This is a genomic window from Mycobacteriales bacterium (genome assembly GCA_030697205.1).
Taxonomy (GTDB): domain Bacteria; phylum Actinomycetota; class Actinomycetes; order Mycobacteriales; family SCTD01; genus JAUYQP01.
Genome location: JAUYQP010000049.1, coordinates 200,306 through 211,407 on the forward strand (window position 1 = coordinate 200,306; position 11,102 = coordinate 211,407).

Annotated in this window: 12 protein-coding genes; 10 read left to right on the forward strand and 2 right to left on the reverse strand. The window is 73.6% G+C overall.

Annotated features, from left to right (window positions below):
- The first annotated feature begins 51 nt into the window (after nt 1-51).
- The 3 genes from dapC to dapE all read left to right on the forward strand — a co-directional run bounded on the left by dapC (nt 52) and on the right by dapE (nt 3,086).
- Nucleotides 52-1,104, forward strand: coding sequence for a succinyldiaminopimelate transaminase (gene dapC / locus Q8R60_16940; GenBank protein ID MDP3714161.1), 1,053 nt, complete (start codon nt 52-54; stop codon nt 1,102-1,104).
- A gap of 90 nt (nt 1,105-1,194) precedes the next feature.
- Nucleotides 1,195-2,010, forward strand: a complete 816-nt coding sequence (locus Q8R60_16945; GenBank protein ID MDP3714162.1) for a 2,3,4,5-tetrahydropyridine-2,6-dicarboxylate N-succinyltransferase — start codon at nt 1,195-1,197, stop codon at nt 2,008-2,010.
- Nucleotides 2,010-3,086, forward strand: a complete 1,077-nt coding sequence (gene dapE, locus Q8R60_16950; GenBank protein MDP3714163.1) for a succinyl-diaminopimelate desuccinylase — start codon at nt 2,010-2,012, stop codon at nt 3,084-3,086. The genes Q8R60_16945 and dapE overlap by 1 nt, the downstream gene beginning before the upstream one ends.
- Here dapE and Q8R60_16955 read toward each other — a convergent pair.
- Nucleotides 3,083-3,793 carry a zf-HC2 domain-containing protein gene (locus tag Q8R60_16955; GenBank protein ID MDP3714164.1) on the reverse strand — a complete coding sequence of 237 codons (711 nt, stop codon included), beginning with the start codon at nt 3,791-3,793 and terminating at the stop codon, nt 3,083-3,085. The two genes, dapE and Q8R60_16955, sit on opposite strands and share 4 nt — an antisense overlap.
- Nucleotides 3,790-4,332, reverse strand: a complete 543-nt coding sequence (locus Q8R60_16960) for a sigma-70 family RNA polymerase sigma factor (GenBank protein ID MDP3714165.1) — start codon at nt 4,330-4,332, stop codon at nt 3,790-3,792. Before Q8R60_16960 ends, Q8R60_16955 begins: the two co-directional genes overlap by 4 nt.
- 102 nt (nt 4,333-4,434) lie before the next feature.
- On the opposite strand from Q8R60_16960, the gene Q8R60_16965 reads away from it, so the two are divergent.
- The 7 genes from Q8R60_16965 to Q8R60_16995 form a co-directional block, all read left to right on the forward strand.
- Nucleotides 4,435-5,517 (forward strand): magnesium and cobalt transport protein CorA, encoded by a 1,083-nt coding sequence (locus tag Q8R60_16965; protein MDP3714166.1) that lies wholly within the window; start codon nt 4,435-4,437, stop codon nt 5,515-5,517.
- Between the two features lie 148 nt (nt 5,518-5,665).
- Complete coding sequence (locus tag Q8R60_16970) at nt 5,666-6,367, forward strand: TIGR00730 family Rossman fold protein (GenBank protein ID MDP3714167.1); 702 nt, start codon at nt 5,666-5,668, stop codon at nt 6,365-6,367.
- Complete coding sequence (locus Q8R60_16975; GenBank protein ID MDP3714168.1) at nt 6,367-6,969, forward strand: TIGR00730 family Rossman fold protein; 603 nt, start codon at nt 6,367-6,369, stop codon at nt 6,967-6,969. Before Q8R60_16970 ends, Q8R60_16975 begins: the two co-directional genes overlap by 1 nt.
- A gap of 130 nt (nt 6,970-7,099) precedes the next feature.
- Nucleotides 7,100-8,476, forward strand: a complete 1,377-nt coding sequence (locus Q8R60_16980) for a DUF839 domain-containing protein (protein MDP3714169.1) — start codon at nt 7,100-7,102, stop codon at nt 8,474-8,476.
- A gap of 94 nt (nt 8,477-8,570) precedes the next feature.
- Entirely contained in the window at nt 8,571-9,740 is a 1,170-nt protein-coding gene (locus tag Q8R60_16985; GenBank protein MDP3714170.1) for a DivIVA domain-containing protein, read from the forward strand.
- 36 nt (nt 9,741-9,776) lie between these two features.
- Nucleotides 9,777-10,235, forward strand: a complete 459-nt coding sequence (locus tag Q8R60_16990; protein ID MDP3714171.1) for an SRPBCC family protein — start codon at nt 9,777-9,779, stop codon at nt 10,233-10,235.
- A 340-nt stretch (nt 10,236-10,575) separates the two neighbouring features.
- Nucleotides 10,576-11,102 (forward strand): hypothetical protein (locus Q8R60_16995; GenBank protein ID MDP3714172.1); only part of this gene is annotated, 527 nt, incomplete at its 3' end.

Consider the following 11,102-nt stretch of genomic DNA (forward strand, 5'->3'; position numbering starts at 1 on the left):
GCGAGGGGTGCGGCGGTGAGCGACCTGCACCTGCTGGCCGGCGCCGCATCGCTGCACGACGCCCTCGCGCAGCGCGGCATCGACGCCGGTCCGGAGCCGGTCGACCTCTCGCTCGGCACCCCCGTCGACCCGACTCCCGCTGTTGCGCGGGAGGCACTGGCCGCCGCCTCGGACGCCCCCGGCTACCCACTCGTGTGGGGCACGGCCCCGCTGCGGGAGGCGGTCGCGGCCTGGTTCGCGCGGCGGGGCGTGCCCGACCTCGACCCCGACGGCGTGCTGCCGACCATCGGCTCCAAGGAGCTCATCGCCTGGCTGCCGACCCTGCTCGGCCTCGGTCGCGGCGATGTCGTCAGCCACCCCGAGCTCGCCTACCCGACCTACTCCGCGGGCGCCCACCTCGCAGGCGCCACCCCGGTCGCGACGGCCGACCCGACCAGCCTCGAGCGCGCCGGTCTCGCCTGGGTCAACAGCCCCGGCAACCCGCACGGCCGGGTCGCCACTGTCGAGGAGCTGCGCGCCGTCGTCGTCCGGGCGCGCGCCACCGGCACCCTGCTCGCGAGCGACGAGTGCTACCTCGAGCTCGGCTGGGAGGCCGAGCCGATCAGCCTGCTCGACCCGCGGGTCTGCGACGGCGACCACCGGGGCCTGCTCGTCTGCTACTCGCTGTCCAAGCAGTCCAACCTCGCCGGCTACCGCGCGGGCTTCCTCGCGGGCGACCCCGCCGTCATCGCGCGGCTGGTCGAGGTCCGCAAGCACGCCGGCATGATCGTGCCGCGTCCGGTGCAGGCCGTCATGGCTGCCGTGGTGGCCGACGACGCCCACGTCGCGGAGCAGAAGGAGCGCTACCGCGCCAGGCGTACGACGCTGCGCGCCGCCGTCGAGTCGGCCGGCCTGCGGGTGGACCACTCCGAGGGCGGGCTCTACCTGTGGTGCACCCGCGGCGCGCAGGACTGGGACACCGTCGCGGACCTCGCCCGCGTGGGGATCCTGGCCGCGCCCGGCTCGTTCTACGGCCCGACCGGTGACCGCCACGTGCGGCTCGCGCTGACCGCCACCGACGCCTCGATCGCCACGGCGGCGGAGCGCCTCGCCCGGCTGGCCTGACCGCCCCCCGCTCCTTTGCGTCCTACGGCGCCAGCGCGGCACCGCAACGCCGCCTGCAGGACGCAAGGGTGCGGGACCTAGGCTCGGGGGATGACCGAGAGCCTCATCCCCGCTGTCGTCGACGAGCTGTGGGAGCGCCGTGACGGCCTCACGCCCAACGACCTCGACGCCCGCCGCGAGGTGGTCGCCGCCGTCGACCTGCTCGACATCGGGGTGGCCCGCGTCGCGCAGGTCGTCGACGACGAGGTGGTCGTCGACGAGCGCGCCAAGCGGGCGATCCTGCTGTCGTTCAAGGTGCTTCCGATGGTCGAGTCCGGCCCGCCGTTCGTCCACGACCGGGTGCCGCTGAAGACGACCTTCGACGGTGTGCGCGTCGTCGCGGGGGCGCTCGCCCGCTGGGGCTCCTACTTCGAGCCCGGTGTGGTGCTGATGCCGAGCTACACCAACATCGGCGGCTACGTCGGGGCCGGCTCGATGGTCGACACGTGGGCGACTGTGGGCTCCTGCGCACAGGTCGGCCGCAACGTCCACCTGTCCGGCGGTGTCGGGCTCGGGGGAGTGCTCGAGCCGCCTCAGGCCGCGCCCGTCGTGGTCGAGGACGACGCCTTCATCGGCAGCCGCTCGATGGTCGTCGAGGGCGCCCGCGTCCGCCGTGGTGCCAAGCTCGGCGCCGGCGCGATCCTCACCAGCTCGACGCGTGTCTTCGAGGCTGAGACCGGCAACGAGCTCGACCGCGGCGTCGCCCCGGAGCGCGCCGTCTGCGTCGGCTCGAGCCGCGTGAAGTCCTTCCCCGGCGGCGACTTCGGCCTGCCGGTGCTGCTCGTCCTGCGCTACCTCGAGCCCGGCCAGGAGCACGACAAGCTGGCCCTCAACGACATCCTGCGCGAGCACGGCGTCGCGCCCTGATGCCCGGGCTCCAGCTGGACCAGGAGCTCGACCTGCACGGTGACCCCGTCGCCCTCACCCAGGCCCTCGTCGACGTCGCGTCGGTGTCCGGCACCGAGCAGCGGATCGCCGACCTCGTCGAGCAGGCGCTGCGCAAGGAGAGCCACCTGAGCGTCCACCGCGACGGCGACGCCGTCGTCGCGCGGACCACCCAGGGGCGCGAGCGCCGGGTCCTCGTCGCCGGTCACCTCGACACCGTGCCGATCGCCGACAACCTGCCGTCGCGGCGGGACGGCGACCTGCTGCACGGCTGCGGGACCTGCGACATGAAGGGCGGCGACGCGGTGATCCTGCACCTCGCCGCGACGCTCGCTGACCCGTCGTACGACGTCACCTGGGTCCTCTACGACAACGAGGAGGTCGAGTCCTCGCGCAACGGCCTGGGGCGGCTCGCCCGCACCAGCCCGGAGCTCCTGCAGGCCGACCTCGCGATCCTCATGGAGCCCACGAGTGCCCAGGTCGAGGCGGGCTGCCAGGGCACCCTGCGCGTCGAGATCCAGCTGTCCGGCAAGCGCGCCCACAGCGCCCGCAGCTGGCTCGGCGACAACGCGATCCACCGCGCGGCCCCGGTCCTGCAGCGGCTCGCCGACTACCGCCCGCGCGACGTCGACATCGATGGCTGCGTCTACCGCGAGGGGCTCAACGCGGTCGGTGTCACCGGTGGTGTCGCCGGCAACGTCATCCCCGACGAGGCGACCGTCGTCGTCAACTTCCGCTTCGCGCCGGACCGCAGCGAGGCCGAGGCGCTGGCCCACGTGCAGGAGGTCTTCGACGGCTACGCGCTGACCCTCACCGACAGCGCGGCCGGAGCCCTGCCGGGCCTGACGCAGCCAGCGGCGGCGCACTTCGTCGAGGCCGTCGGGGTGACCCCGGTCGCGAAGTACGGCTGGACCGACGTCGCCCGCTTCTCCGCGCTCGGCATCCCGGCCGTCAACTACGGCCCGGGCGACCCGTCCTTCGCGCACACCCGCGAGGAGCACGTCGATGTCCGCGAGATCACCCGCTGCGCCGACGTGCTGCGCGGCTACCTGGCCTAGGCCTGACGGAAGCGCGACTGCACGACCGGCCGCCCGGTCTCGTCGAGGATCGAGAAGCCCGACGCGGCCTCGCGCAGGAGCGCGGCCTGCATGTTGCAGGTCAGCTGGCCGGTGCCCGTCCCGAGGAACTCCCCGGCGGGCAGGTCACGGCCGTCGCGGCTGCGCACGACCGCGCGGTAGCGGCCACCGGCGGCGAAGCCGGACCCGACGAGCTTCACCTCGACGCCCCAGGTGTGGGGGACCAGCCCCACCTTGGTCACCGTGACGCCGGTGGTGGTGACACCGACCGGCTCGTAGGGCCCGACGGCGGTGACCGCGGGCGCGGCCGGCTCGTCGAGGGCCAGCCCCGCGCCGACCCCACCGGCGATCAGCGCGACGGCCGCGGCTGCCGCGACCACCCGGCGGCGCAGCGCAGCCCGGCGCACCCGGGCGTCGCGCAGCACGCGCTCGGCGGCGACGGCCGCCACGATCCGCGCGCCCAGGTCGGCCGGCGGCGTCACCGGCCCAGGCAGCCGGGCAGGGTCGACCAGGCGCAGGTCGGCCGCCAGGGGCGCGATCTCGGCCAGCTCGGTCCGGCAGTCGGCGCAACCGTCGAGGTGGGCCCCGACCGCAGCCGCCTCGACCTCGCCGAGCTGCCCGAGCGCGTAGGCGCCGAGCTGCTCGCGCAGGGCCCGGTGCACGACCTCGCGGGGGGACGGGTCAGTCACGGCGCGACTCCCATCTCGTCCATGGCCACTCGCAGTGCCTTGAGGCCGTAGAAGACGCGGCTGCGGACCGTGCCGACCGGGATGCCGTGCTCGGCCGCGACCTCGGCGTAGGACCGGCCCTTGAGGTGCGTCTCGACGATGACGGTGCGGTGGTCCTCGCTGATGCGCTGCAGGGCCTCCTCGACGACCCACGACCGCAGCAGCTGCTCGGTCGGGTCGTCGACCGCGGAGGACGCGGCTTCCGCCGTCGGCGGGTCGATCAGCACCGACTGCCACGGCCGCCGGCTCGAGGCCCGCGCGTGGTCGATCATCGCGTTGCGGGCGATCGCGAACAGCCAGACCCGCAGCGATGCGAGGTCGGGGTCGAAGCGGTCAGCGGCCCGCCAGGCCCGCAGGAACGTCTCCTGCACGACGTCCTGCGCCGCGCCCGGGTCGCCGAGGCCGCGCAGCACGAAGCGGTAGAGCTCGGCGCCGTGGGCCTGGTACGCCGCCTGCACGCCCGCCTCGTCGTGCAGGTCGACGGCAGCGTCGTCCGTCACCTGTCCCGACCGCGTCCTCCGCACGCCCGTCTGTACGTCGCCCGGACGCCACCGGTTCAGCCCTACCGTCGATGGGCGCTCCCGTGTGACACCGTGGGCCAGGTGATCGACAGGGCCCGCCTCCCCGCGGCGATGACCGCTCCGGTGCGCCGGCGCCGGCCCGCACCTGAGCAGCACGCGGCGGTCGTGCACCGGCTCGGGCTCGACCAGGCGGTCGTGGACTGCGCGCTCTACTGCGGCGGCCATCGGCGCGGTGGCCGGGTCGAGCTGCAGGACGCCCAGGAGGCGGCGCGCGACGCGGACGGCTTCGTCTGGATCGGGCTGCACGAGCCCGACGACGCGGCGCTGGCCGCGGTCGCGCAGGAGTTCGGCCTGCACCCGCTCGCGGTCGAGGACGCGCTGCACGCCCACCAGCGGCCCAAGCTCGAGACCTTCGACGACACCGTCTTCCTCGTGCTGAAGACCGTCCGCTACGTCGACCACGACGAGGTCATCGAGACCGGCGAGCTGATGGTCTTCCTCGGCGAGGACTTCATCGTCACGGTCCGCCATGGTGATGCGGCCGACCTGGCCCAGGTCAGGGCCGAGCTCGAGGCCGACCCTGAGCGGCTCGCCGCTGGGCCGAGCGTGGTGCTCCACGCCGTCGCGGACCGCGTCGTCGACGGCTACGCCCCGGCGCTCGCCGCCGTCGAGAACGACATCGACGAGATCGAGCTGCAGGTCTTCTCGGGGGGCCGCAGCGCCGACCCCACCGAGCGCATCTACAAGCTCAAGCGCGAGGTGCTCGAGTTCAAGCGGGCGGTCCGGCCGCTCGTCGACGCGACGGCGCGGCTCACGACCGGCAGCCACCCGCTGCTGCACGAGGACGTCATCCCCTACGTCCGCGACGTGCACGACCACGTCGTGCGCTCGGCCGAGCAGGTCGAGGCGATGGACGACCTGCTCACCGGAGCCCTGCAGTCGCACCTCGCGCAGGTGTCCATGCGCCAGAACGGCGACATGCGCAAGATCTCCGCGTGGGTGGCGATCGCCGGTGTCAACACCCTCATCGCCGGCGTCTACGGCATGAACTTCGAGCACATGCCGGAGCTGCGCTGGCTCTACGGCTACCCCTTCGCGCTCGGTCTGATGGCCGTGCTGTCCCTCGCCCTGCACCGGGGCTTCACCAGGAACGAGTGGCTGTGACCCAGATGACGACGCGCACGTGAACGACGACGAGACCCGCCGCCAGCACGAGGACGACAGCGTCGAGGCCAACGCCGAGGCGCAGGGCTCGACGACCCACGACCGCCCGTCGAGGAGGCAGAGCGGGCCGGTCTTCCAGAAGGGCCGGATGGTCAAGGCCACGACCACCGACCAGCGGCTGCTCGACAGCCGCGGTCCGTCGGACTGGGTCCACACCGACCCGTGGCGGGTGCTGCGCATCCAGTCGGAGTTCGTCGAGGGCTTCGGCACGCTGGCCGAGCTCGGTCGCGCGATCTCTGTCTTCGGCTCCGCCCGGACCCACCCCGACGACCCGCACTACCAGCAGGCGCAGGCCCTCGGGGCGGCGCTCGCGGGCGCCGGCTACGCCGTCATCACCGGCGGCGGTCCCGGCATCATGGAGGCCGCGAACCGCGGCTGCCACGAGGCCGGCGGGACCTCGGTGGGGCTCGGCATCGAGCTGCCGTTCGAGCAGGGCATGAACGACTACGTCGACATGGGCATGGTCTTCCGCTACTTCTTCGCGCGCAAGACCTGCTTCCTCAAGTACTCCATCGGCTACGTCGGCTTCCCCGGCGGCTACGGCACCCTCGACGAGATCTTCGAGGCCGTCACGATGATCCAGACCGGGAAGATCACCAGCTTCCCCCTCGTGCTGTTCGGGTCGGACTTCTGGCAGCCGATGCTCGACTGGATCACCGGCACGCTGCTCGCCGACGGCAAGATCAGCGAGCCGGACCCCGGGCTGTTCCAAGTCTCCGACGACGTCGACGAGGTCGTCGCCATCATGCAGGAGGCCGAACGCGAGAAGTTCGGCGCGATCCCCGACTAGTGGCCGCGATCTGCGTCTACTGCGCCTCCAGCACCCGGATCGCTTCGGCGTACGTCGATCTCGCCACCGAGGTCGGCAGCGAGCTCGCCCGGCGCGGCCACTCGCTCGTCTCCGGCGGCGGCGACCTGTCCTGCATGGGTGCCGTCGCGCGCGCTGCCCGGGCCGGCGGGGCCCACACCACCGGTGTCATCCCCGCCGCCCTGCTCGAGCTCGAGGTCGGCGACCAGGACGCCGACGACCTGCTCGTCGTCGACGACATGCGCACCCGCAAGGGGCTCATGGACGCCCGCTCCGACGCCTTCCTCGCGCTGCCCGGCGGCCTCGGCACCCTGGAGGAGCTGCTCGAGGTGTGGACCGCCCGCTTCCTCGGGATGCACAGCAAGCCCGTGGTGGCGCTCGACCTCGACGGTCTCTACGCGCCGCTGCGCGCGCAGGTCGACCTGATGGTCGACAGGGGATTCGTACGACGGGAGTCGGCGGACGCCCTGCAGTGGGCCCGGTCCGTGGGCGAGGCGTTCGACCTGCTCGAGGCGGGGATCGCCTCGCCGGTCGTGATGCGGCCGACCCTCGAGGAGACGATCGAGGCCGAGCCGTCGGAGTGATCCTGGGGCAGAGGTCCCCTTCTGTTCACCTGGTGCTCACCCCGCGGGCGGTCGCTGTCGACCAGGGCCGCGAAGGGTCGACAGCAGTCGCCCGGCGCCGGAGCCGGGCCACACCCCGTGGGGGAACCGCATGCCCTTGTCCCGTCGTGAGCTCCTGACCCGCGGCAGCGCTGCCGGCCTCGGCATCGCGCTCGCCGGCTCCGTCGACACGATCTTCGGTGCCGGACCGGCGTCGGCCGCACCACGCCCGTACGGCGGCTACGGGCCGCTCGTCGCCGACCCGGCCGGGATCCTGGACCTCCCGCAGGGCTTCCGCTACACGATCCTGTCGCGCGAGGGCGACCTGCTCTCGACCGGTGGGCGCGTCCCCGGCAAGCACGACGGGATGGCGACCTTCGACGCCGGCCACGGCCGCACCGCGCTGGTCCGCAACCACGAGCAGGGCTCGACCGCCGCGTTCAGCACCGTCGACGCCGCACCGGCCTCGCACGTCTACGACCCGAAGGCGACCGGCGGCACGTCGACGCTGCTCGTGGGACCGAGCAACGAGCTGCTCGCCGACCGCGTCTCGCTCGCCGGCACCGCCACCAACTGCGCGGGCGGCCGCACCCCGTGGGGGACCTGGATCACCTGCGAGGAGACCGAGGCGATGGCCGGCTCGGTCTACACCAAGGACCACGGCTGGAACTTCGAGGTCGACCCGTTCGACGAGGGCCGCAACGCCGACCCGACGCCGCTCGTCGCGATGGGCCGCTTCCCCGGCGAGGCCGTCGCCATCGACCCGCAGACCGGCACCGTCTACCAGACCGAGGACGCGAGCCGGCCCTTCGGCCTGCTCTACCGCTTCGTGCCGAACGAGCCGCTCGGTGGCTACGGCTCGCTGCGCGCCGGCGGTGCGCTGTCGGCGATGCGCGTGCCGGGCGTCGACGACCTGTCGACCGTGACGGTCGCGGGCACGAGCTTCCGCGGCCTCACGTGGGTGCCGGTCCGCAACCCCTCCGCCGTGGCCGTGACCAGCTCCGGTGCCCGGGTGCAGGACCCGATCCGGTCGCAGTTCGCACCGACCGGCCAGGTCACTCGCTCGCAGAAGCTCGAGGGTACCTGGTGGGGCGACGACAGCCTGTTCTTCGTCGTGTCCTACAACCGCATCCGTCCCGGCTTCCCCGCCCACAACGGCCAGGTCTGGAAGTACACCCCGGCGGCCGACACCCTCAGCCTCGAGCTCTACTTCTCGGCCGGGCAGGACAAGTACGACTCGCCCGACAACATCACCGTCTCGCCGTACGGCGGGGGCGTGATCCTCGCCGAGGACGGTGACGGCGAGCAGTACCTCGTCGGGACGACCGCGGACAAGCAGCCCTTTGACTTCGCCCGCAACGCCCTCGAAGACCCCAACGAGTTCGCGGGCGTGACGTTCTCCGACGACGGCACGACGCTGTTCGCCAACATCCAGAGCCCGGGGATCACGCTCGCGATCACCGGGCCCTGGACGCGCAAGAACGTCTGAGCGGTCCCGTGCGGGGGGTGGCGTCGCCGGCGTCCGCGACGCCACCTCCCTGGACCTGCGCCGTGGGTGGCGGCGGGCGTGGGAGCATCGCCGCGTGCTGACCCTCCTCGCCGTCCTCGGCGTCTTGGCGATCTTCTTCGTGGCCGCGGCCGTCGCCACCCGCGAGGGCGAGGTGCTGCTCGACGCCCCCGCCGACGCCGCCGACCTGCGCCTGCCCAGCGGGCCTCTTCAGCCCGAGGACGTCGCGTCCGTGCGCTTCGGGCTCGCGCTGCGCGGCTACCGCATGTCGGAGGTCGACGAGGTCCTCGACCGGGTGCAGTCCGAGCTCGCCGAGCGCGACGCCCGCATCCTCGAGCTCGAGGCGCGCGCCGGCGACGGCCCCGCTTCCGACGAGGTGTACGACGAGACTCCCGCCCGGGCCACGACCGGTGTCGCCGCGCCGAGCGCAGCCCTGCTCACCCCGGTGCTGACCACCCAGCAGACCGTGCCCGCTCCGCTCGACGAGCCGCGCGACGCCGCGGTCACGACGGGCGCTGGCCATGACACCGACGGGTCGGCGGACGACGAGACCGGATGGGCCTTCGACGACGGCGGCGCGGCCCGCAGCGCTGCCCGCCTGTCGCCGTCCGCAGACGACCAGGGGACCGACCGCGGGGACGACGACTGGGGGATGCCCCAGGTGCTCGAGCTCGAGCCCGCGTCCCCCGACCTCGACGACGCCGTCGAGACCCCCGACCCGGTAGCCCCTGCCGCTGTCGTCTCTGCGGCACCTCCTGTCGCGCCGACCGGCGAGGACCTCGTCCACGACGCCGAGCCGGTCGCCCCCGTCGCGCCCGCGCAGGACCACCTGCCGACCGAGGCGACAGCGCCGACCGAGACGACTGCGCCGCCCGAGCCGGCTGCGCCTGCGGCACCCGCGTGGTCCGCGCCGACTGAGCCGGCTGCGCCTGCGGCACCCGCGTGGTCCGGGCCCGCGACGACCCCGCCCGACGGGCTTCCCCCGCACGCGGCCCCCCTGGTGTCACCTGCCCACCCGGACCCGTTCGCGCCGGACGAGCCCTTCCGGCCGGCCGAGCCGCTCCGGCCCGCCGAGCCGTTGTCACCGCCCGAGCCGTTCCCGACGCCCGCACCCGGCCCTGTCCCGGACCCCACGACCGGCGGGCCCGACCCCTACGCGCTGCCCGAGCCGCACGACCTCGGCGCGCCCGCCGACCGCTACGCCGGTGAGGACGCCGACGAGCAGGCGGGTCCGTCGTACCCCTGAGTGGCGCCACCCCCTCGCAGCGAGGACCATGGGGGCATGGCTGAGCTGGTGCTGAGGGTCGACGTGGACGCGTCCGTCGAGGACGTGTGGGCCGGTGCGGTCGACTGGGCCGGGCAGGGCGAGTGGATGCTGGGCACGAGCGTGCGCCCGACAGCGCAGGGCGGGCAGGGCGTCGGCGGCGGCATCGAGGCGTTCACCGGGGTCGGCCGACTCGGCTTCCTCGACACGATGGAGATCACCCGCTGGGACCCGCCGCGGGCCTGCCACGTGCTGCACACCGGTCGGGTCGTGCGGGGCACCGGTGCGTTCGAGGTGGAGCCGCGCGGCGGTAGGCTGGCGACGTTCGTGTGGAGCGAGGACCTCGAGCTGCCGCTCGGCGTGGTCGGCCGGCTCGGCTGGCCGCTTGTGAAGCCGGTGTTCGCGGCGGGCGTGCGGGTGTCGCTCAACCGCTTCGCCCGCTGGGTCGAGGCGCGCGCCGCGACCCGCGCTGCCTGATCCCTCCTCGCCGGGTCGAGTCCTCCGGCAGCGCTTCGAGGCGGCGGTGTGCTCCCGGCGTCGGAGTCGACCCGCAGCACTCGCGAGCGGCTGCGCACACGCGGCCGCATGAGAACCACGCCAGTCAGGTCCGTCGTCTGAGTGTCGCCTGCCTTGGGGCAAAATCGGCGACCGTGTCAGTGCGGACGCCGACCCGGAACGCCAGCATCTGCAGGGCTTTGCGAGCCTGATGTGCGCGCTCACCTTCATCCCGAAATAGTCGTCCACACCCCTTGCGATCCGGCAGATCCGGGTTACCATTAGCACAGAGTTGCGAACGGCTCGATAGGGGGTGATGGGGATGGTGCAGGCGACGACGGGGGTCCCGGCGGACGCGCGGGTCACCGCTGCCCGTTCTGCCTTGCAAGCCGCGATCGCACCGTCCCCGGACGGGCTGGTCGCCGCGGCTGATGTGCACGAGCTGCTCGCGATGCAGGCCGAGATCGCCGCGGCTCTCGCGGCTCGGTTGCAGGTCGTGGATGCGACGCAGACGTGGCAGCAGACCGGGTCGCGGGCGCAGTGGGCGTGGCTGGCCCGACACTCCGCGACCGAGGCGTCCGCTCCGATGAGCCCTTCGGAGGCTCGCCGTTGGGCGAAGCTGTCCCGCGGGTTGCGGGAGCGGCCGGCGGTGGAGCGGCTGCTGCGGTCGGCACGGATCACCGCCGCGCACGCCTCGGTGCTGCTGACGCAGCTCGACCTGCTCGACAAGCGGGTCATCGGAAGCCCGCTGAACACCCCCGACTGGTTGGCGCAGCAGGAGCAGGCGTTCTGCGACCTCGCGGAGCTCACCGACCCCCTCGTGCTCCAACGCGAGCTCGGCAAGCGCCT

What these genes read in the sequence shown, in the direction of transcription:
- Q8R60_16945 (MDP3714162.1), top strand. Translation starts at nt 1,195, where the DNA reads ATGACCGAGAGCCTCATCCCCGCTGTCGTCGACGAGCTGTGGGAGCGC.
- dapE (MDP3714163.1), top strand. Translation starts at nt 2,010, where the DNA reads ATGCCCGGGCTCCAGCTGGACCAGGAGCTCGACCTGCACGGTGACCCC.
- Q8R60_16970 (MDP3714167.1), top strand. Translation starts at nt 5,666, where the DNA reads ATGGTCAAGGCCACGACCACCGACCAGCGGCTGCTCGACAGCCGCGGT.
- Q8R60_16980 (MDP3714169.1), top strand. Translation starts at nt 7,100, where the DNA reads ATGCCCTTGTCCCGTCGTGAGCTCCTGACCCGCGGCAGCGCTGCCGGC.
- Q8R60_16990 (MDP3714171.1), top strand. Translation starts at nt 9,777, where the DNA reads ATGGCTGAGCTGGTGCTGAGGGTCGACGTGGACGCGTCCGTCGAGGAC.